A 20970-nucleotide genomic window follows, 5' to 3' on the forward strand; every position below is an offset into this window, starting at 1 on the left:
GGGGCGCGATTACTCGCGTTCGATTTTAATGCCGCTGAGAATCGGAGCATCACTTCCATCGCGCGGGACGAATTCGACAACGAGATTGTCAGTTACGGAAATCCCGGCCACTTCGTGAATTGCTGAGCGCCCGTTACCCTGATCCGATTCGTCGAGGCCTACGTTTTCCAGTAACGTTTCACCTTGGATTTTTACATCAAATTTCGCTGCTGCGGATGGATCACCCTGGCGCGCTGTGAAATAGAATTTCACGCGATAGCTTGCCGGGTCGGCCCCCTGCTCTTGCAGTGGGATGGTGAGTTGTTTCAACCCTTCGGCCCAATAGGAATAAATCCAGGGTGACTCAACGTCAGTTAACGCCTCCGCTTGACTATTGATTCCGGAGTATTTTTTGCCGTCGGCGAAGTCGGTTTGCAATTCCAAGGGTAGGACCAAACCGGTCTCCTTGTAGGCTTTGGGCCGCGGATACGCCAACCAGACGGTTCCGCTGGCGTCGCGACGATCTCCCGGGGCACCGAAGTTGAGTGCCAAATGTTTCACCGGCGTCGATTTTCCTACGGAACTATAGATCGTCCAATCCCGCCGGGGTTCGCGCGGTTCCATGACGATGGTCGAGGCGATCGAGAATAGACAGACACAACCCGCACTCGCTTCGGGAACCATCAACAGGCCGTTGGCGGGAATCATGTTGATCCAGCATCCGGTACGGTGTCCGGCGAAGTGCCGCGTGCCGTTGTCGGCGTTCAGATCGTAAAACCCAGTGAAGCCGGAGCGGAAAAACATCATATCCGGTGTAGCAGTCATCATGCCGCAATGGTGTCCGGTACGGACCATGCTCCAGGGGACCTCTTCGCCGGTGATGGGGTGCTTCCGCATGCGCTGCGCGCCGGTGTAGAGGTCAAATCCCCATGGTTCGGCGACGATCTGATCTTCGATAATGATCGGGCGATGTCGATAGTTGGCATCCTTGGCCCACAACTTGTGTCCATCTTCGCCCGATAGCGCCACGAGTCGGCGACTTTTGAATTCCCCGGCGAGGAATTGTTTCCAGTAGTGACCGTTGGCGTTGGCGCCGCAGAGTACCAGCACGTTGTTTTGCACCATTAAAGTCAACTTGCCGCCGCCGGTGCCGATTTCACTGCAATCGGTCACGTCGACCGGTGTTTCCCACAATTTTTCGCCGGTCCGCGCATCTAGAGCAACCGCCAAGCGAGCGTCGATCCGCTTCATCCGTGCTTCGGCCTCTTTGGCCTCCTCGCCGGTCAGTTTTTTAAGTTCAGTTTTGTCTTCACGCAGCAATTCATCGCGTTGGTCACTGGTGATCGTGCTGTCGATGAAGAAGACCCGTTCCGGTCCCAAAGCAATGGTGTGATGGGCGATATGTTTGCCTTGATAGCTCCAGGCGGTCTTGCCCGTTTTAGTATCGATTGCGAACAGCCCGGTCGTGCTGTCATCGGTCACTTTGCCGCGACGTTGCTTACGGCGTTCGACTTCTTGGCGGATCGTGGCGGTGCCGATCAGCAGGCCGTCTTGGTAGGCCAGATAACCCCATTCGTGATCCTCGTTGCCTGCTTCGGGGGGAACGGTGTAGGTGGCTTTGATTTTGCCGGTCGCCAGATCGAGGTTGTGGCATTCACCCCGGACCATGACGAATAGATCGTCGCCGCCGGCGACGAGGTTTCCGGGATTTTGATTTTGAAAGACACCGGTCCGCACGGCATTGGGCTCCTCCCGCTCCCACAAGAACATGCCATTGTAGGCGTCGTAGGCCATGACGCTGTTTTCGCCCTGCACGATCAAACGGCCATCGATGGAAAGTGGGCCAACGGCGCCGTCGTGCCGGTTGACCATTTTGCCGGGGCCGGGATCGCCATACCACAGGACGCCCAGTCCGCCCTTTAAGCGGCGGTCGGTGCTACTGGCGGTGTTTCCCGGATCGCCGTATTGGTGCGACCAATTGGCTGCGCCCGGCAGTTTGTCGCGGGTCAATGTGATCGCCGTGCCATCGGTCGAGGTGTGTGATTGGTCGGCTAATTTCATGCCTGCCAACCAGTCCTGACGGCTTTGAACGGCTTGCGCGGGATCGTCCTTTTTGCCGCCCAGATAAACCACGCCACCAAGCGGTTTGAGGTGCCGCGCGATTTCCGCTGGATTTCCAGGAACGGTCCCACCCAGTAACTGGGTGTCGGATACGATCATGTTTGCAAAATAACTTGAGTAAGGGACCGGCGCAAAATCGGCCTGATGTACGGTCACCCGACTGCCGTAGAGCCCTGCGGCGTTGAGGGCTTTGCGGGAGGCGGCTACTTTGTCCGCGTCCGGTTCCAAACAATACAGCGTCAACTCGCTTTGCCGCGCCAGCTCATAGGCGAGTCGTCCCTGTTCGCTGCCCAACACGAGTGCAAAGCCGCGATTGACGCCTGTGGTCTTTAAGATGTCTGCCGCTGCGTCTTGATAAAACTTGGTCAACTCATCTTGAGGATAGGGATCAGCGCCGATGTTCTTTTTGGCGACCGCTGAGGGAACGGCGGGCGTATCGGCTGATGCGAAAGCATAGATCTTGCCCGTGCTGGTGCTCACAAACAGATTTCCGCCGGCGACTGCCAATCCGCGAGCTTCGCCGTCGACCGGGGCGCTCCAGAGGGGCTTGCCTGTTTCGGCGGAAAAGGCGGCGACTTCTCCATCTTTGCCGGCGAAGACCAAATCCCCCGTCACCAAGAGTGATGACTCTCCATCAAACGGTGTTTTCCAGATGACACCGACTTGGTCTGCTTGTTGGATTTTGGCTTCTAGTTCCTTCATCTCCTTTTTGGCTTGCTCTAGTTCTTCGCCTTCGGTGGTATAGATCTTGCGCATGATCGGCCGCCGGCCTTGTTCCATTTTGTGGCGTTTGCGGCTACCGGCGGCATAAGCGTCTCGGTCGAGTTTGATCAACGATTGTCCGCTGAGCGTGTATGCGTATTTATCGGCCATCGCCAATTGATAACCGGTAAACCAACCGTACCCCACATCGCCGGTCTTTTGTTCCATCGGCAGAATATGGTGATCGCCCCAGCAGAAGATTTGCCCCGACGCTAGCAACGCCTTCGAGCCGCCAACAACCCCACCCGCGTCGCCCCGCCAACCGTGAACGCGTTTGTGGACGACCTTGCCTGTCTTGCGATCCACAGCCGCCGGCAATGAACGCCCGGAGGGGACAAACAACAGTTCGTCGTTGGCTAACAGATAACCTTGCGGCGACAGGTCATTTCGACCGGCATCCTCTTCACTGATCGTGTCTCGTTTCCAGACCAAGGAACCGTCATTCGCGTTGACCGCGTAGAGGTAGATATTTTCATGCGGAAAAATTCCAGCGCCGAAATAGGCGATGCCGTCATCGACGAGAATTCCCGTGCGGATCGGCCAGCGTGAAATCATCTCTTGGCGTGCGATCAGCCAGTCGTCGTCGGGCCCGGCGCGGTGTTTCCAGATCAAGCCGCCGTCGTCGCTGTTGAGGCAATAAGCGTTGCCATCGTCCGATCCGAAGTAAACGCGACCATCGGCGACTGTCGGGGCCAATCGAATCGGCCCCCCGCTGTAGAAACTCCACAGCTCTTTTCCGTTGTTGATGTCAACGCAATGCAATTGATCATCGACAGATGAGCCGTAGTACAGGCGATCGCCCACAACGGCGACGTGAAACGCGTCGTCGAAGGTCATGCGATCTCGCACTAGCTTTCCTTCAATAGTCCGGTTGTCAGTTCCCGACCACGCCATTTGCGGCGCAGCATCAGGCGAGATCGTCCAGCGTAGTTGCAGCGGCACTTTGATGGATTCGGAGGTGTGACCGGCGCGGGCGTTATCGTGCATATATGTTGGCCAGTCATCGGCCAGAGACGAATTGGGCAGCCAGCTTCCCAACCCGATGATCGCCGCGCACAACAAGAACGCAGCCTTAGCGAAATCACGCCACATCAAATGATTGTCATTATTGTTTGTTGAACGAATAACGTGATCCATGTCAGAATCCTTGCCTGTATGGGCGGTCTATTGAACAATGGCTCGTCTTGCAGTTTTCCGCGAGACTGTCGCGATAACTGTGAATTCCAGTATACTTGTTGGAATCCCTCAGTTCGAGTGACTCCGTTGAGGGTAAATAATTGTATGAAATTCTTATGAATACCATGCCCGCCAGAATGGGCAGTCTGAAGGGAGACGTGATGATGGGTTTGCAGCAGAGGTTGTCAACATTGATAGGGGCAGTCGTCATGGGAGTTGCGTTGTTTTCCGGCGCGCAGGCCGCGGAACAGCAGCCGGGAGTCCTCAAAGAGGAATTCATTTACGAGACCGCTCCATTTCCCTCGTGCCACGCCTCGACGATTGTTGAAACCGATACCGGTCTGGTTACCGCTTGGTTTGCCGGCAAACATGAGAAAAACCCCGATGTTGGGATTTGGGTCTCGCGGCAAGAAGATGGAAAATGGACGCCGCCGGTTGAAGTCGCCAATGGAATTCAATATGCCGGAAAACGGCATCCTTGTTGGAATCCCGTGCTGTTTCAACCCAAAGAGGGCCCGCTGTTGTTGTTCTATAAAGTTGGTCCGGACCCGCGCACGTGGTGGGGCATGTTGACGACTTCGGCCGATGGCGGAAAAACTTGGGACCAACCGCGACGGCTCCCCGAGGGCATTGATGGTCCAGTCAAAAACAAACCGATTCAATTGGCCAATGGCGACATCCTGTGCGGATCGAGCACCGAATACGATGGTTGGCGGGTCCACTTTGAACGGACGAGCGACTTGGGGAAAACCTGGGAGCGCGTGGGACCGATCAATGACGGCAAAGAATTCAACGCGATTCAGCCCAGCATTTTGACGTACGAAGATGGACGGATGCAGGTCCTTTGCCGTAGCCGCGAAAAGGTGATTACACAGAGTTGGTCGGAGGATGGTGGCGAAACCTGGAGCAAGATGACAGCGACCGAGTTGCCCAATCCCAACTCCGGCACCGATGCGGTCACGTTGGCCGATGGACGACAAATACTGATTTATAATCATTCGATCCGCGGTGGTCGTGGGCGGGGATTGCTCAACGTGGCGGTTTCGGAAGACGGAAAAAATTGGAAAGCGGCGTTGGTGCTCGAAGATGAAAAAGGGGAATTCTCCTACCCCGCCGTCATTCAAACCGCTGATGGTTTGGTGCATTTCACCTACACCTACCAACGCAAAAAAGTGAAGCACGTCGTTGCGGATCCCTCGAAATTTGTGCTTCACGACATTGTCGATGGCAAATTGCCTGATTGATTCGAGTGCCAATGGGCAAGTCGTTGCAGACCAGACGTGGTTTTCTGACCGTGTCACTGCGGCGACCGGCTCGTCGGTCAAGTCAATGATGACCGGCGAGCAACGAAGGTGGAGAGACTTCCGCGAAAACGTCAGCTACGGAATCTGTCGAAACTCTGCATCGAACATCGCGCGGCAAGTTTGTCGTTCCTCATCGCTCAACCCGAGATACGGGGGGAGCATGCGCGTGGGGAATTGTGGATCACGCAGCCACAAAAAGGTCTTATCATAACAGCCATCGATCATCCGTCGCTGACAATGCGCAAACAGACGCCCGGTGATGCCGTGCAGCAAGGCGGTGATGCGAAACAGCTCGGGCAGATCATCGTCTAACCCCGCTTGGAACAGTTGCCAGGTGGTCTTGGGAAATAGCCCTGCCTGGCTGCAGAGCAGCGAACATTCGCCGATCGAGCAGCCCATGGCAAAATTGGACTCGAGCAGGAAGTGCTGCAAGTCGGGAGTATGTTTCAGCAGGTCGGCGGTCCGTGCGTAGTCGGTGGAACTGTTTTTGGTGGCGACGAGATTCGGAACAGCATCGGCAAGGCGGCGATACTCCGCTCCCCCGATGATCCGTCCCACGCGCGGCAAGTTGTAATGCAGGAATCGGCAATCGGGGAATGCGCCGCACACCGATTTGAAGAAAAGCATGGTTTCCGATTCATCGAGCGGGCCCCAACTGGGCAGTGATATCTGAAACATGCGGATGCCATAGTGATACGCGCAAGCAATCCGTTCGGTGATCTGTTCCAGGGACAACGCGATCACGCCAACTTGCGGATCAAGCCCCTCGCCGACGGTCAATTCGGCAAAGGTTTGGACGACCTGCTGAAACCGTCGATCACTGAGCGCATAGCCTTCGCCCGCGGTACCCAACACATACAGGTTGCGGTAACCTGCCTGTAAGAACGTGTTGACATGCTCGGTGAATGCGGCGACATCGAGTTCCCAGTGTTCGGTCCAAGGGAGCATACAAGCCGCCAAATTGCAGCGGGGGTAACGCGTGGCGACGGGGGCGGCTTCGATCATCGGCGGTTCATACTCCAATCGGCTGGGATGTTTCTTGCGCTGCTCAAACGGTGCTGGGAGTGTTTGACTGCAGGCGCACAAAAAAACCGCCCGAATCAATTCGGGCGGCTAACAGTCTATCGTAATTGTTCACACCTTTCAGAAAAGTGGGCCTAAAAACCGAAGCGATTGGCGAATCGCACGGCACGGTGCTGGGCATACCATCGACGCTTGGCAATGTTCGACGAATGTCGTCGTTTTCGGGTTCCATCGGGCATTGTGCCAGTCTCCACCATGTCGAGCAAAAAATGTGATTGCCTTTGAGGCTGAGCGACCGCGGCGTTTAGTTGACAATCCCTTGGTATTTGTCATTGAGTGTTTGGCCGGGTTGTGTCTTGCCTCACCAAGAAGGATCGCAAACCGCCGACAAAACCGGACACACATTTTTCCGGAAACTGCTTTTTATTCGTAATTCAGTTTTCGATGGCTGGGGGTGGTCCGTCGGATTATTCGTTACACCTTGTACAACAGCACCTGGAAGGGATGATGTCGCATTGTCTGTGGCGTCCCGAAAATGGTTTTCTGGACTGACTCATAGGATCGTGAGCTATCTTGGTATTGTTGTTTAGTTTTTGAAAATTCGCTTTGGCAATTGCGATGTTTTCCCAGACACCGATCCCCGGCCGTATCTCTGGTCAGTAACTAGCGAACCAACGATGGAACAATTCTCACCACCGGCTCCCTTGACGGACAGTCAAGATGAAGCAGCGATTCGACTCTTGAATGATCTCGATCATTGGGCGGACCGTTGCAAAGGGCATTATTCGACAAAGCGAACGCAGCCTCGCAACGCGTTTCGGCAGCGAGTTGCGGTGTTCGTTCCGGACGGGTATACGGCATTCGCCGAAAAGACAGTGCGCTATTCCTTCGAGGCTTGGGCACGCAACCTTTCCTCGGGTGGTGTTTCGTTGCTGTATCCCGGGCAACTCAAGTTTGAGAAGGCGATTGTTTGCCTCAGTCCGGATCAAGAGGAAAAACGGTTTTTCTACGTACGCACCTGTCGTAATCGCCGTGTCTCCCAGGATTTCTGGGAATACGGAATGCAATTCGAAGGTGTGGTGGAAGACGGCGATTCTCCGTCACTGGATTAGCATCGCAATTTTCCGCCCCAGCGAATTGGTCCGCAGCCGTGACCTCACTACAATGCACTCTGGATAGGTATTTCCAGAGCGGCAACAGAAAGGGTCCCCCGCATGGCTGAAGGATTTCGCCAGGAATTGGAAACATTTGAAAACCAGTTTCCTGATCGCGACTATACAATCGAAACGATTTGTCCCGAGTTTACATCAGTCTGTCCCAAGACGGGGCAGCCCGATTTTGGCGAACTGACGATTACGTACGTTCCCGACAAATTGTGCTTCGAGCTAAAGTCACTCAAAATGTACCTGCAGCGTTTTCGCAACCATGGTGCATTTTACGAGCATGTCACCAACTTGATTCTGGATGACTTGGTTGCTGTCACACAACCTCGCTCGATGACGGTTCACGCCGCCTTCACACCGCGGGGCGGCATCCGCACCAATGTGATTGCGCAGTACACTGCCGAAAACCAATAAAAAAAGCCCGGCCGCGCGATGGTGCGGCCGGGCAGATTTGGTTTCGATTTCCCCTCGCTGGGGCGAATCGCAGGCTCCTATTTGGGGAGTCGGTCGCGCTCAACTTTGGGGAACGGTCCCGTGAGTGCTTTCATGAACGCCACCAGATCCGCCTTGTCCTGATCGGTCAGGTCCAGCTTTTTGATCTTATCGCTCAGGTGCGGATTGGGGTGACCGCCCTTAGCGTACCATTCGACGACTTCTTCCAGCGTCTGCTGGCTGCCGTCGTGCATATAGGGAGCTGTGAATTCCACATTGCGAAGCGTGGGAGTCTTAAACGCGCCGCGGTGCTTTTCATCTTTGGTTTCGGTGAAACGTCCGAGATCCGGCTCTTCGGCATCCATTCCCACACCGAGATTATGATATTGCTCGTCGGTGAAGTTTGCACCGGCGTGGCAGGCCTTGCAGTCGGTTTTTTGTTCGTCAAAGAACAGCGCCCAACCGCGTTGTGCGCTTTCCGACATCGGATGAGCCTCTACGTCTTTTTTAGCCTGCTCGATTTCCGCATAGAACTCCGGATCATCGGTTTTGATCTCGGCCAACTCTTCGTCGCTCAGGTCGGCAAACCGCTTGGCGTTTTCGGCATAGTCAAACGGTGATGCGCCGGTGACGATCACGCGTTCGAATGAGGCGAGAGCACGGCCGACGTTGTCGATGGTGACTCCTTCGTCACCAAAAATCGACTCAAATTGCAGACGATAACCCTCGATCCCCTTCAGGCAAGCCACGCACGCATCGTGTGTGTTGCCCATTTCGATGGGGTTGGCGATCGGTCCGACTGCTTGTGCTTCCAGCGATTCGGCACGGCCGTCCCAGAATTGTTTGTCGCTCAAAATACGATTGTAGCTGACCGGCGAATTGCGGCCACCTTCTTGTGCGTCGATACCCACACCGAATTGGGTGCGTCGCGCATACCCTTCATCGGGGTCATGGCAACTGGCGCAACTCACAGTCGTGTCTGCTGATAACCGTGGATCGAAGTACAACTGGCGGCCCAACTCGATTTTGGCAAGCGTGAGAGGATTCTCGTCAAGGCCCTTGATCGCTGCTTGTGCGGAGGCCATTCCCAACGGCAATTCAAAGTCGATGACTTCGTGGTTTTTGGGGTCTTCGAGCCATTTTTTAATTTCCTCAGTCGTCAGCGGTCCTTCGCCCGGAATTCCAGCTGTGAGGGGCGAGTCCACCGTCGGTGGCTTTGCCGATGCGGCTTTGGCGGGGGCCGCTGGTTTTTTCTCAGCGGCCGGTTTCTCAGCGGCCGGTTTCTTTTCGGCCGGTTTTTTTTCGGTAGCGGGTTCAGCCGGCGCCTTGGCGACAACTGTTTCTTTCGGCGTCACGTCCGCCTTGGCTTCTGGCTTGGCTTCTGGTTCGGCAGCGGGTTCAGCAGCGGGTTCGGTTGATGCATCGGCGACCTCAGTGGCCTCCGGTTCGTTGGTTGTTTCGGGTTCGACTTGGGTGTCGGTTGAAGCGGCGGTCGAGGAACCGGGCGTGGCCCCATCGTCCTTTTTCGCCGCACATCCCGGCATGATCGCCATGACCAACACGGCGCACAGCCATGTTGCGGGTTGGTTTCGTAATTGCATTCATTCACCTCCTGGATTTAATAGCGGAAATCTCGGTTGTCGGGTTGCTATCGCAACTTAATAAATTGCAACACCGGCGAGGCACTGGTGTTGATCTTCGTGTTTCATCGTCTCTATTTCTTTGCCAGTTCCGCTTCGACGGCTTTGATCACCTCCGGAGCATCAGGCTTGACGGGGGTGCGGAAGCGGGCGACGACTTTTCCGTCGCGGTTGATCAGGAACTTCTCGAAGTTCCATTTCACATCCCCAGTGTCCTTCAATCCGGTTTTGTCGGACGTCAGGAATTTGTACAGCGGCGGGGCATCTTCGCCGTTGACGTCAACCTTCGAGAACATGTCAAACTTCACGCCATAGTTCTCTTCGCAGAACGAGATAATTTCCTCGCTGGTCCCCGGTTCTTGTTTGCCGAATTGATTGCAGGGGAATCCGAGAACCGCCAGCCCTTTATCGCCATATTTTTCGTGCAACTCTTCCAGTTGTTCATATTGCGGCGTTGCTCCACATTGGCTGGCAGTGTTGACGACGATTAAGACTTTGCCTTTGTACTTAGAGAGGTCAACTTTTTTGCCTGTGAGCGACTTCATCTCTTGGCTGAACACCGGATGCTCCTTTTTCTTGCCTGAGCCTTTTTCCTTGTCCTTGTCGGCGAAACTCAACGAGGCCAATACCATGACCAGACCGGTGGCGACAATCAATGATCGTTTCATGTGAGGTTCCTTTCCCGTCGGCCAGTTACGTCTAGTCGCTTGCCGACGAAATCAAGTAGGTGGGTATTTGTAGAACCAGTTTCAAAACCTGGTTGCGTTTGTTCCTGAAACGTTCAAGTCCGTGCCAGTGGGACGCGTCAGAGGATTTTGAAACAACTGGTCGGTAGGGTGGCCCGCGCTCGATTATGTCACGGTAGCTCGCGAATTCGCAAGTCACGGAATTCTATGGGGGAACCCTCAGATTCCAAGCACAAATATCCGGTCCGCGGGTCGCATTCTGTGCCGCCGGAGACTTCTTCGCCGTTGACCCACAAGCGAACTTCGCCGTTGACCGCTCGGATATAATAGTGATTCCACTCTCCCACCCCTTTGCTGAGGTTTTTGGAAGGGAAACTGCGGCGTCCGTTGGGGGCAAAGGGAGGAAACGGCTTCATTTTCGATTTCCCTACGGGAAAGACGTCGCCGTGCGTGGTGAACCAGTCCGACTTTTTGCCGTTTTTCTTTTCGAAATTCTCTGCATACCCGTGATCGAGCACCTGGTTTTCGATTCCGTGCGGCAATTTGCCCGGCTTCAGTCCTTCCAGCGAGGCGGGCGGGGTCCAGATAAAGACGCCGGAATTGCCGGCTGACTTCAGGTGCCGCCACTGGACGACCAATTCGATGTTGGTGTAGGTCTTATTTGAGCGAATTACACCCACCGGTTTGCCGGTGCAATAGAACGTCCCGTCTTTAAAACTCCAGGTGTCCTTGTCGCAGTTGACGTTGGTGAAATCCTCAAGCGTGAGCGATTTCCAGCCGGGGCCGGTGCCATTGATCTTGGCGGCTGTCACGGCTGTCTGTTTTTTGTCCTCTTCTGCGCGGCAGAACAGCGCTGTGGATACGAGAACGCCGGCAATGAGCAGGGTCGAGCTAAAGTGTGTTTTCATCAGTAGGTACCGAATCATGGAATGTGCCTGTAAAGAGCGATGATCTCAGCAGGCTATCATACCGAGGCGGCAGCGCGCACGCGAGTCGTAGGAACCGGCGAATCGCAAATGCCGGCCCTCAAAACTTGCAGACGCTGTGACCTACGCGACGAGGGTTACGTCCCGCTGGATTCGATAATACGTTCCAGGTGTTGCTCGCGGCTTTTTTCCAGGCGAAAGGTGACTTCCGAGACTTTGCCCTCTTCGTTGGGGACAAAATCAACGATGACCCCCTGTTGATACAGGGCATCCCAGCCGGGGTCGACTGCTTGAATCGGATCCCAGAAACTGAGTCGTTCCAGCCGTTTGAGAGAATTGGTCGTGTGCGATTCGGTTTTGATCGATTCAATCGACAAAGTGACATCGAACGAACGACTCTGGAAAAGGCGTTTTCTTAAAGTGACGCCGTACTCAGTCCAACATTTTTTTTCTAACGCCAAAATGAAGTCCTCCGAAACTACGTTGTTGTAGCCACTACGACCAAAATGTCAGCCTTGGTTTAATGGCCATTGTCTGTCCAGCGAGACCCCGTAAATGCGACGCTCTTGCGTTCGGCATCCGGTGACTCATCCATTCCCAATTGGCCCGCCCGATAGGCATGGGCAATCGCGGCGGGGACTTGTGCCTCCGCTAGGACAACCCGTGCCTGATTTTCGCGTGTGAGCGCTTTCATTTCTTGTTCAAAAGCGATTGCAGCCGCGAGCCGTTCTTCGGCTTTGGCGCGGGCGATACGGATGTCGGCTTCTGCTTGATCCGTTTGCAAGCGTGCCCCCACGTTCTCGGCGACATCGATGTCAGCAATATCGATGGAAACGATCGAAAAAGCCGTTTGTGAATCCAATCCGCGTTCCATGACTTGATGGCTGATGCGGACCGGTTCGGCCAGTGCTTCGGCATAGGTTTCACAAGAGCCGATCGCCGAAACGACCCCTTCACCGATGCGAGCGATGACGGTTTGTTCCGTGGCGCCACCGATTAACTGCAGGAGGTTGGTGCGGACGGTCACGCGGACGCGGACTTTGAGTTGAATCCCGTCCTTGGCGACGGCGGAGACCATCGCGGCTCCTGCAACGTCGGGGTCGGGGCAATCGATGACCTTGGGATTGACGCTGACTTGGACTGCATCCAGGACATTGCGGCCGGCCAGGTCAATGGCAGCGGCGGTGTCCCAATCCAGACTGATTTTGGCGCGGTGTGCGACGATCAGTGCGAGGACCACTTGCAGCAAATTTCCCCCGGCCAGCACATGGGCTTCCAACGCCTGCGTCGTGATCGAATCCAATCCCGCTTGTACCGTCATCACCTTCGCTTCCACGATGTTCCGCGGATTGACTTTTCGTAGCGACATCATCACTAACGCTGCCATGCTGATTTTCGTACCGGTGACAGTTGCCCACAGCCAAAGACGAAAGTATTTGCCGACTAAAAACAGGCTGCCCAACGCCAACAGCGCTAGCACAGCCATTCCAAGCCATTTCAGCAGGTCAGGTATCATGGCCCGCCTGAGTCACGTTTGGTGGCGGTCAGAATATGTCCGCATTGGCAAATGGTTTTACGCACGTGTACGACTGCTTTGCATTTGCGGCACAACCTTTGCCACGCATGCAATCCCGATGTGCTCTTGGGTTTGACCGGTTTGGGAGCACGTTTGTATTCTGCCAAGCGTTCCGCATCGGCTTGCTCAGCCGCACATTGTGGGTGAATACCTTCGGCGGAATAACTCGTAAAACCGCAGACGGGACAACGTTTCCGCAACGGAGCCGAATATAAAGGGACCGGCTTACTTATCATCTGCATCTCCGATAACGATTGACCGATCTATAAATTGTGACGTGTGCGTATTGTGACGTGTGCGATAGGGACGCCATGACGAATTCGTCGAAGGCGTCACATTCCGGGCCTCATCTTTCGAAATCACTTTCAATGTCGATCCTGCGAACGATGCGTGGATCATTCGCTGAACGACAGACCGAAAGCTTAATCTCCCCCGTCTTGCTGCGACCGAATGTGTTTTTCCCAGCGAAAAAGAATCGTCGCCCCAAGTCACAAACCGAACCGGCCTGGTGATTCAGCAGCGGGTTTGTCTCATGGTTCCGGTGCAGTCGCGCTGCTGGGGTGACTACACCAATTATTTCTGCACCGATTTGTGTCTGCATTTGAAGGCGCAAAGAATCAATCGCCACCAAGGGGGAGGCCACTACGCGCCGTTGAAGAAAATCTTGCTGCAATGTGCACTTGCATTTTTAGCACATACAAATATAGTATGTGCGATCTTGTTGGTTGTCAACAGTAGGAGCCAAACGATGAAAAACGTCGTCATGACGCGCGAAGTCTTTCTTGAAGATCGACAAGGAAAAACCTTCGCCGACGTCGTCAACGACCCGGATCAGCCCTTTGATGCCGTTCTCGAGTTTTTCAGTTCTGCCGACCGGCAGCGGCGCATGGAGGAGGCTGAGATTCACCATGACCGGTCCCCTTTGGCCGGCGTTGTCCGGGAGTTGGAAGCGATACCGATTATTGATCAGTTTCTGAGCGAGATTCATACGCGTCGCAGCAATCGATTGCGTCAGGCGATCGGCGTGGTGGTGCGGATTGTCATGCAACGCCGCGGTTGGCGGAAAACTGGGCGTAAAGGGTCCCTTGGCGTGCGTGCCGCAAAAACCGAGAAACGGTCGGCACATCACAACACCGGGGGATTAGCATTTTGGTTCATCCGCGGGGAGCGGTATGAACTTGAGGGCGGAATGCCTTATCAGTCGGTCCGAGAACGCTGTAAGGCCTTTGAAACCGAAACACAGAGCGATGCGACCACTAAATTGAGCGATGCAATCAATTAGCTCAAGCAAGACAACAATGCCAATAGGCAATCAAAGTCAACGAATTCAGCGGCAGTGAAACGAGGTTCTCGCTAAGCCCCAGGCGTCATATGTACAAACGCCCTGGATGTTGGATCCGAGGAGGTCTCACCAGCCAAGGCAGCAGCGTTCGCGATCGTTGGCTTGCGATGCAAGTTGGCAGTGATAGTCGATGAAATGAAACGAACTGGGGCCTGACCGGCGGTTACGTTGTGGTAACCGTTTGATGTGCAGGTATTTTTCGCAATCGGCCGCAGAGGGACAATTGGCCCCCGACCGGTAGTGCGACAACTGAATGGAGAGCAAACATCGCCAAGAATCAAAATACCTACGCCAAGCGTCAACGTGAAATGGAAAAGAAAGTCAAAGCCGAACAGAAACGGGCACGACGTCTCCAACGCAAAAATGGCATTCCAGCGGACGTCAGGGCAGACGATACCGACACGCCAGCCGGTTTAGATAATTCGGATGAAGACGTCGCGACGGACGCTGAAAAAGAGGTCGATCTCGATCCACCAGTCTGATGCGAGTCGCCGCATCATGTGTTCCTGGTATCCGCTGCGGTTGTTAGTGAAATGACGAGCCAAGGCATCAGCGAGCAGCGGATTGAATCGGCTCGATAAATCCAACGTCGTTGGTTGTGGGAGTCGCTCTTTTGCTATCCAAAAAGTGTTTGGCACTCTCAATTGCACGAATCGCAGTTCGTCGCATATAACGTCCAACCAGGATCAAACGGTTCGCGTGCCTTGATGTTCATATCTCATCTGATGCAAACGCGAAACCGTGAGCGTGCAATAATGCGGCGCCATTGAGGCGTTCGTGATGCGTCGCTGCGGTCGACAGCCTTCGATTGCTAGATGGTTCGATGGCCTCGGACGATGTATTCAATTTCGTTCAGACAACGCGGATGTTACGTGACCACGGTTGCCCTGTGACCATTCGTGTGGCGGAACGAATTCGACTGAGGCTGACTTAAGGAACTAGGGATGTCATTCGTAAGGAGGGTTGAAGCCTGGTTGCTGGCATTTTCTATGCTGGCATTGCGGGCTACGTGCCGGATTAAGTTGCACAACGACCCGCGGCCCGCGCTTAAGTCATCGCAAACGGACTACGTCTATTCGATTTTGCACGCCCATCAGGTGTCAGCAGCCATTGAGCGTGAGAAGGGGACAGCGGCCATGGTGTCGCAGTCGACCGATGGTGACTTGCTCTTACCAGGGTTTTGGGTCTTGGGCATCAAGCCCATTCGTGGCTCAAATCGCGCTCACAACCAAGACAAGGGGGGGCGTTCGGCGCTGAATGAGTTGATTGCGCATGTCCAAGGAGGATCGCCTGCCTATATCGCAGTCGACGGTCCCCGCGGACCACGCAACCATATTCGTAAAGGCATCGCAGTCTTGTCGCGTGAAACCAATGCCACTGTATTGAACATTATCGCCGTTCCCACGCGGCGGTGGATCTTGCGAAAAACGTGGGATCGGTTGCAGATCCCCAAACCATTTTGCCGCATCGACGCCTACTTCGCTGAACCCTTGCAGCCTACCGAATCAGAGTCCGTCGAAGATTATCGCCGACGTATTCAAACGTCGCTCAATGAGCTGGAGGCGAATTACGACGGGGATGAGCCGGTTCAAGCAGCCGCACTGCGGAAAGCGAAGGCCGCCCAAACGGCTAACTGATCGATTCGGCGGAGGCGGTTTGATTCCAACGGTTTCAGCGGGTACGGCTGATTCACGTCTTCAATTCTGCTCGCCTGAGTCGCGCACGCGGGCCATGGCATCTTCGAGAAAGTAATTAATATCCTCGGCCTTTTCGGCATGTAGGACATCATAGGCATGGGCTGCGCTGCGGGCGTGGTATAGCTGCTCGCGAAAGTTGATGTTGCGCGTAATAGCCGTTGCGATGGCGGCGAGGACTTCGAGGTGCCGTTTGCGGTCCGCTTTGGGCGTGGCGAGCAAGAGCACCGCATGCACGGGGCCGTCGGGCGCGCCGATGTTGAGTCCTTTGGAGCTAATTCCCAAAATACCCGTAATGTTGGTCCCCTCTTCCAATTCGGCATGCGGAATCATCAAGCCTTTAGAAAGAAAGGTCGTTTCCAATTGCTCGCGCTCAAGCACCTTTTGGACGAACTCGTCCTGTGGAAGGGCTGGTGTGATATTTGTGGAGTAAAGTTGAGAAGCGAGAGAACGGATAATCTCGTCTTTCGTTGTGCCGGTGATGTTTACCGAGATGTGGTGTTCGTCCAGGAAATCCAACAACCGTGGGAAATCTTTGTCCTTCTCGCCCGCCCTCTCGAGTGCAAAACGTGCTCCGCTCGGTCCTAGTAACTGGTTGATGGCCAGAGCTGCCAGTCCCACCGTTGTGACTGTTGCGGCAACATCGCTCAAGTGTGGGACCGACTGCACGATAATGATCAGACCGACGGCAACTCCCCCGTGTGGCACCAATGCCAGTCCCAGATAATTCCTTACGCGTTTGGGGACATCGGCGATCGACATGGCGGCAAAAGCGCCGCCATACTTTCCGAGAAATCGCGCCAAAAAGAACAAGACCACCAGCCCGGCTGCATTCATGACGAGCGCGAAGTCAAGCTTCATACCGGCCAACGTATAAAAGGCCGCGAACAGAACGCCACCGATGGAATGCAAGTAGGCTTCAGTGGAACGCACGGTATCGTGACGAACGTTGGAGACGACGATTCCGGCAAAAGTGCAGGCCAGGATACTCGATGCTCCGAATCCAGTTGCGGCACCCCAGGCGCCTAAGATTACGGCAACCATCGTCGGCCCCAGAAAGGCCGGGCCAACGATCGTACGCGTGAGTCCCAGCGCAATCATGGAGCAGCTAGTCCCTACAAGAAAAGCGACTCCAAATTCTCGCGCCACCGAAATCAGAGCGGTCGGCCAACTACTATGCCACGAGACGACGTCGCCTGCGTCTTGAGTGAGATAGGAAACGACAAACGTGAAAACCCCGACCGCGACCATGTCAATCAATGCAACGGCGGCGATCAACGTGCGCGTGAGAATTCCTTTGGCGCGCGCTTCTTGTACGACCAGCACAGTCGTCCCGGGGGCACCGGCGATCGCGATCGCTGCCAGAATCAAGCAGACGCGGATCGTCATATTCTCTGGGTCGATCCAGCCTCCCACAAAGTACATTGCCAACACGACGATTGTGGGCGTAATCAAAGCCTCGCCCAACAATAAAAAACCAAGTCGCTTACCGGCATTGCGTAAGCTCGCAAAGTGCAGCGCCGCCCCAACCGTAAAGGCGATGTAGCCGAGCACAAAATCCATGAACCGATCAAACCCGGCCACGGCTCCGCTTGTCAAACCGGTGAAGGCATCGTGCTGCGTTTCGAAAGACCGCAGCAGAATTCCGGTGAAAATCCAACCCGTAACCTTGGGCAGGCCGATGCGGCCAACGAGTTCGCCGCCGACAATGCCGGCCACCAAGACCACAGCGAGTTGGAACAGCGCGTCGTCAGGTGTGAAGTGGATGTTCATGCCTGTGCCTTAGGGGCTGATCCCCAGAATGTGATTCCAAATCGGAGACAAGGCGTCCCAGGGGGCCGCCGACACCGGGCATGCATAAAAAAAACCTGCATCGCAGGCGAACGCGGCTGAATACAAATTGTGGTTGCCGTCAAACTCAAATCGTCATGACTCAATTCAAGCTTGTGATCGTAAGGCTTATTAATAACGAGGGTTTCAGGTTGTTGTCAAATGCATCTGTTGCGAAATCTGGTGTTGTCGATGAGGATTTCACCGCATTGGTCAAGATCTAGCTGTCTCCAAATTCTTACTGGCACGCGCATTCCCAGTCCGAAACCCACTATGATGGAGGATAATATCCAACCCTTAAACCGGGGGGAGACTATGGTCTCAATCAAACGCGTTGTTTTGACCAAACGCGATAGCAGACTCACCTCCCCAGGGACTTCCCCTTAAAGGAATATCATGTTGTCGACCGCACTCACCATCCTGTTTTACTTGGCGGCGATTCTCATCGTACGTCGCCGCTGTGAACCGCCCAGTCAGAGTCTGACTCTCGGCATTTTGCCGATGGTCTGGATTTCTCTGCTGTCGTTGGCGGGACTGTTTGAGACGTTGGTCGGTCTGCCTGCCACGGTTACGCTTGCCATCATTGCCATAACCGTCGTCGCGCTGGCGGGACGGGAGTTTCGCAGCGGAGAGGGAGGATTTCCACGGCCGGCGGACTGGGTTTCGGTAATTTGCTTGACCGGATTCGCAGTGGTTGCTGTCGGAATCGCAGCTTACGCACATCGTTTAGAACCCTGGGGCGGGATCGATTCGATGTACACCTGGCAGTTGCGGGCTCGTTTTTTGTTTGATGCGAATGGTCCTTGGACGAACGGATTTTCAAACGATCTGGCACTCTTGCATCCCGATTATCCACCGATGTTTTCGTGGGCGTTGTCCGCACTGTGGTCATTGGAAGGGGCTGAGAAATCGATCGCTGCGGCCTGCCTGTTTTTTCCAATTTTTCCAGCTTGGGTTTTGTTAATGGCCGGGTGGTGGAAAACGCAGAATCCTGGATCGGACTTTCGTTTGACCATTCCGCTGGTCTGCTCAGTCGTGCTCCCAATCGCCGTTCGTATGAATGCCGGGTTAATGCTTGACTTGGTTTTGGCTTATGCGATCGCTGCTTCTGTCGCCTGGTTCGATTGGGGACGCCAACAAGTGTCGCGGACCTCGTTTGCGACGGCTGCGTTTATTGCTGGGTGGGCTGCGCTGGTTAAAAACGAAGGGATTCTTTGGTTGCTGGTTTTTATGGCAACCACACTGTGGATCGGCACGCGACAAAATTCTCAGATTCGTATGAAGATGACATCGTCGGGATTCTTGAAAGCGTTCGCCATCGGTGGATCGGCTCCGCTACTTTGCTTACTGATCTTCAAAGTCACCTTGGCACCCCCCTCGGATTTGGTCGACCCGGTCCGTGCTGCGCAGATTTCCGCAGTCATCCAGCCGGAGATCGCAATCCTTCCCACATCACTCTTGATTCGCGTGGATCAACTCTTCGAAGGCTTCCGCCATCAGCTGACGGTTTCCTATTTCTTCGAGAATATCGTCATGAACTGGCGCGACTGGGGGATATCTCTGTGGATGCTTCCCGTGTTGACAGTCTGGGGATTCGCTGGGCGAAGACGGAAAGTCTCCGGTCTGTTTGTCGCGATTTTGTTACAAGCTGTGGGGTATTATGTGATTTACTTGATGACCCCCTACTATCCGTATTGGCATCTTTCCACCTCGATGAACCGGTTGGTGCTGCATCTGCTGCCTGCATGGATCGGCGTCGTGGGGTTTGCGACCGTCAAGTTGGAACAATCCGCCAGTCAGTCTTCGACTACAGCAAGCCGCTGGCAGGCGATCGCATCACGTGGTGCCGCTTGCTATCTGGTCGGCATGACGATTTTCATGGTGTGGGAAGCCGGCCAGATGCCGGTGGGAGCGGCGGCGGATCCGGATGTGACGCTGCTAGAACAAATAGAATTTCCCGAGACCGCCGAAGCATCGTTCGTCAGGCCCAACATCGATGCGTCAGCATTTTACAATGCGCAATTCATAGCCGTTCCGACCGTGCTATTGGCAGATCGTCGAGCCGAGGTGTTGTTAGCGCACTTTCCCACTGAGCCGGAACTTCTAGCGTATTGCGCCGCCAATGGTTGGGATCTGCAGAAGAACATCGGCGGATTCGGCTGGGCACGCAACGTTGGCGGACAAGGATTGCTCCAACCGGGGCGGGGGCTATTTGGCAATCCTCCATAAAAGTTGCAGAACAACTTTAGCAAAACTCATTTGCCCTGCCCTGCTCCGCTAACGATCCGACTGCGCAAGAAAAACCCCTGCATTTGCAGGAGAATGCGAAAGCATGCGTAAATAGTCGCATGCATCGAGTGGGCGATACAGGACTCGAACGATCATCCGAAAACGCGGAGAAAACTGCAAGTCCGGTCCAATGCGGTGCAGAATCCGGTGCAGTCTGTGCAGATTTCAGCTCAGTTGATCCCGACAGCGCCCGTTTCGACAACGATCTGCGGGCGGTCATCGAACACTGGCCGGCCCTACCCGAAGCAATCAAGGACAGCATCCTGGCGTTGGTAACGGCAGCCAGTGACGGTACGGAGGGCTGACCAATGACCGCAGCGGATAGAAGGCGGTGCCGACGCACTAGGATCGACGCTCACGACCATCGGGCGGCGCGACCCGGCCGGAAATTGATCCGCCATCCCCCGGGGTATCGTTCGCGGGACTCCGGATGTCCGGTTGGCCAGGCAGCCGTAAAAGGCGTTAAAATAGGCAATTGATTGTACTGGTGCATTTCAACGCAATATCTGGGAGCACGCGATGGCCCGACCAAAGGGAAGCCGAACCGTCCTGGTACGGATCACCTACGACACGATAGGCGAACTGGCCGGCGGCATCGCTGGCAACACGGCAAGGCAATACGCACAGCGGGGCCAGTTTAAGCCGCGCGACCTCGATTCGGCGCTGACATGGGTCAACGCCCGCAGGACTGCAAGGGGACAGCCTCTGATCGGACTGCCGACTAACACTTCCGAGGATCATTCCGACGATGGTGCAGAGGTGGTCATCAGTCTTCCAGCGCCGACGGGATTTGGCTCACTGCTGGTCTACGATCCAATGACCGGCGAATTCCGTATTAATGACATCTGAACGCGACCATCCCCAAGAAACGGAAACCCAGTTAAGCCGCTACGAGAGACCGACGGAGCGGTATCGCAAGAACTTGGTAAATGTTGATCGAAGGACGCGGTAAGCGATGGGCCGGGGGACGTGCAAAGGGCGAGGGAGAGCGTGCGACGATGGCGAGGCTAATTTGTCAAGATAGGCA

17 protein-coding genes are annotated in these 20970 nt (G+C 54.9%); 8 read left to right on the forward strand and 9 right to left on the reverse strand.

Features of this window, described 5'->3' with window-relative positions:
- Positions 1–9: 9 nt before the first annotated feature.
- Positions 10–3999 (reverse strand): outer membrane protein assembly factor BamB family protein, encoded by a 3990-nt coding sequence (locus tag Mal52_RS12865; protein ID WP_145376618.1) that lies wholly within the window; start codon positions 3997–3999, stop codon positions 10–12.
- Positions 4000–4247: 248 nt separating this feature from the next.
- Here Mal52_RS12865 and Mal52_RS12870 point away from each other — a divergent pair, with 248 nt between their 5' ends.
- Positions 4248–5282, forward strand: coding sequence for a sialidase family protein (locus Mal52_RS12870; protein ID WP_420824949.1), 1035 nt, complete (start codon positions 4248–4250; stop codon positions 5280–5282).
- Positions 5283–5417: 135 nt separating this feature from the next.
- Here Mal52_RS12870 and Mal52_RS12875 read toward each other — a convergent pair whose 3' ends face one another.
- Positions 5418–6347 (reverse strand): dihydrodipicolinate synthase family protein, encoded by a 930-nt coding sequence (locus Mal52_RS12875; RefSeq protein WP_145376619.1) that lies wholly within the window; start codon positions 6345–6347, stop codon positions 5418–5420.
- Positions 6348–7042: 695 nt separating this feature from the next.
- On the opposite strand from Mal52_RS12875, the gene Mal52_RS12880 reads away from it, so the two are divergent.
- Positions 7043–7477, forward strand: coding sequence for a PilZ domain-containing protein (locus tag Mal52_RS12880; RefSeq protein ID WP_145376620.1), 435 nt, complete (start codon positions 7043–7045; stop codon positions 7475–7477).
- Between the two features lie 102 nt (positions 7478–7579).
- Entirely contained in the window at positions 7580–7942 is a 363-nt protein-coding gene (gene queF / locus Mal52_RS12885) for a preQ(1) synthase (protein WP_145376621.1), read from the forward strand.
- Positions 7943–8019: 77 nt separating this feature from the next.
- Here the strand turns inward: queF and Mal52_RS12890 are convergent, their stop codons facing one another.
- The 6 genes from Mal52_RS12890 to Mal52_RS12915 all read right to left on the reverse strand — a co-directional run bounded on the left by Mal52_RS12890 (position 8020) and on the right by Mal52_RS12915 (position 13024).
- Entirely contained in the window at positions 8020–9561 is a 1542-nt protein-coding gene (locus Mal52_RS12890; RefSeq protein WP_231962644.1) for a cytochrome-c peroxidase, read from the reverse strand.
- Positions 9562–9674: 113 nt separating this feature from the next.
- Positions 9675–10268 (reverse strand): glutathione peroxidase, encoded by a 594-nt coding sequence (locus tag Mal52_RS12895; protein WP_145376622.1) that lies wholly within the window; start codon positions 10266–10268, stop codon positions 9675–9677.
- A gap of 188 nt (positions 10269–10456) precedes the next feature.
- The gene (locus tag Mal52_RS12900; protein WP_231962645.1) at positions 10457–11212 is read right to left on the reverse strand and encodes a 3-keto-disaccharide hydrolase; all 756 of its coding nucleotides are present in this window, start codon (positions 11210–11212) and stop codon (positions 10457–10459) included.
- Between the two features lie 137 nt (positions 11213–11349).
- Positions 11350–11589, reverse strand: coding sequence for a hypothetical protein (locus tag Mal52_RS12905; protein ID WP_145376623.1), 240 nt, complete (start codon positions 11587–11589; stop codon positions 11350–11352).
- Between the two features lie 143 nt (positions 11590–11732).
- Positions 11733–12728, reverse strand: a complete 996-nt coding sequence (gene floA, locus Mal52_RS12910; protein WP_145376624.1) for a flotillin-like protein FloA — start codon at positions 12726–12728, stop codon at positions 11733–11735.
- Positions 12725–13024, reverse strand: a complete 300-nt coding sequence (locus Mal52_RS12915; RefSeq protein ID WP_145376625.1) for a hypothetical protein — start codon at positions 13022–13024, stop codon at positions 12725–12727. Before Mal52_RS12915 ends, floA begins: the two co-directional genes overlap by 4 nt.
- Before the next feature lie 512 nt (positions 13025–13536).
- On the opposite strand from Mal52_RS12915, the gene Mal52_RS12920 reads away from it, so the two are divergent.
- The 3 genes from Mal52_RS12920 to Mal52_RS12925 all read left to right on the forward strand — a co-directional run bounded on the left by Mal52_RS12920 (position 13537) and on the right by Mal52_RS12925 (position 15767).
- Positions 13537–14070, forward strand: coding sequence for a hypothetical protein (locus Mal52_RS12920; protein ID WP_145376626.1), 534 nt, complete (start codon positions 13537–13539; stop codon positions 14068–14070).
- A gap of 368 nt (positions 14071–14438) precedes the next feature.
- Positions 14439–14612 carry a hypothetical protein gene (locus Mal52_RS29730; protein WP_197534869.1) on the forward strand — a complete coding sequence of 58 codons (174 nt, stop codon included), beginning with the start codon at positions 14439–14441 and terminating at the stop codon, positions 14610–14612.
- Positions 14613–15074: 462 nt separating this feature from the next.
- Positions 15075–15767, forward strand: coding sequence for a lysophospholipid acyltransferase family protein (locus tag Mal52_RS12925; RefSeq protein WP_145376627.1), 693 nt, complete (start codon positions 15075–15077; stop codon positions 15765–15767).
- A gap of 60 nt (positions 15768–15827) precedes the next feature.
- Here the strand turns inward: Mal52_RS12925 and Mal52_RS12930 are convergent, their stop codons facing one another.
- Complete coding sequence (locus Mal52_RS12930; RefSeq protein WP_145376628.1) at positions 15828–17597, reverse strand: cation:proton antiporter domain-containing protein; 1770 nt, start codon at positions 17595–17597, stop codon at positions 15828–15830.
- Between the two features lie 453 nt (positions 17598–18050).
- On the opposite strand from Mal52_RS12930, the gene Mal52_RS12935 reads away from it, so the two are divergent.
- Both Mal52_RS12935 and Mal52_RS12940 read left to right on the forward strand, forming a co-directional pair.
- On the forward strand, positions 18051–19883 hold the full coding sequence (locus Mal52_RS12935) for a hypothetical protein (protein ID WP_145376629.1): 1833 nt from the start codon (positions 18051–18053) through the stop codon (positions 19881–19883).
- Positions 19884–20462: 579 nt separating this feature from the next.
- Complete coding sequence (locus Mal52_RS12940; RefSeq protein WP_145376630.1) at positions 20463–20792, forward strand: hypothetical protein; 330 nt, start codon at positions 20463–20465, stop codon at positions 20790–20792.
- The last annotated feature ends 178 nt before the right edge of the window (positions 20793–20970 follow it).

Source organism: Symmachiella dynata (assembly GCF_007747995.1).
Taxonomy (GTDB): domain Bacteria; phylum Planctomycetota; class Planctomycetia; order Planctomycetales; family Planctomycetaceae; genus Symmachiella; species Symmachiella dynata.

Coding starts and splice junctions, on each gene's coding strand:
- Mal52_RS12895 (WP_145376622.1), bottom strand. CDS start 10,268: ATGAAACGATCATTGATTGTCGCCACCGGTCTGGTCATGGTATTGGCC.
- Mal52_RS12870 (WP_420824949.1), top strand. CDS start 4,248: ATGGGAGTTGCGTTGTTTTCCGGCGCGCAGGCCGCGGAACAGCAGCCG.
- Mal52_RS12900 (WP_231962645.1), bottom strand. CDS start 11,212: ATGATTCGGTACCTACTGATGAAAACACACTTTAGCTCGACCCTGCTC.
- Mal52_RS12890 (WP_231962644.1), bottom strand. CDS start 9,561: ATGCAATTACGAAACCAACCCGCAACATGGCTGTGCGCCGTGTTGGTC.
- Mal52_RS12925 (WP_145376627.1), top strand. CDS start 15,075: ATGTCATTCGTAAGGAGGGTTGAAGCCTGGTTGCTGGCATTTTCTATG.
- Mal52_RS12865 (WP_145376618.1), bottom strand. CDS start 3,999: ATGGATCACGTTATTCGTTCAACAAACAATAATGACAATCATTTGATG.
- Mal52_RS29730 (WP_197534869.1), top strand. CDS start 14,439: ATGGAAAAGAAAGTCAAAGCCGAACAGAAACGGGCACGACGTCTCCAA.
- Mal52_RS12940 (WP_145376630.1), top strand. CDS start 20,463: ATGGCCCGACCAAAGGGAAGCCGAACCGTCCTGGTACGGATCACCTAC.
- Mal52_RS12935 (WP_145376629.1), top strand. CDS start 18,051: ATGTTGTCGACCGCACTCACCATCCTGTTTTACTTGGCGGCGATTCTC.
- Mal52_RS12875 (WP_145376619.1), bottom strand. CDS start 6,347: ATGATCGAAGCCGCCCCCGTCGCCACGCGTTACCCCCGCTGCAATTTG.
- Mal52_RS12915 (WP_145376625.1), bottom strand. CDS start 13,024: ATGATAAGTAAGCCGGTCCCTTTATATTCGGCTCCGTTGCGGAAACGT.
- Mal52_RS12920 (WP_145376626.1), top strand. CDS start 13,537: ATGAAAAACGTCGTCATGACGCGCGAAGTCTTTCTTGAAGATCGACAA.
- Mal52_RS12930 (WP_145376628.1), bottom strand. CDS start 17,597: ATGAACATCCACTTCACACCTGACGACGCGCTGTTCCAACTCGCTGTG.
- floA (WP_145376624.1), bottom strand. CDS start 12,728: ATGATACCTGACCTGCTGAAATGGCTTGGAATGGCTGTGCTAGCGCTG.
- Mal52_RS12880 (WP_145376620.1), top strand. CDS start 7,043: ATGGAACAATTCTCACCACCGGCTCCCTTGACGGACAGTCAAGATGAA.
- queF (WP_145376621.1), top strand. CDS start 7,580: ATGGCTGAAGGATTTCGCCAGGAATTGGAAACATTTGAAAACCAGTTT.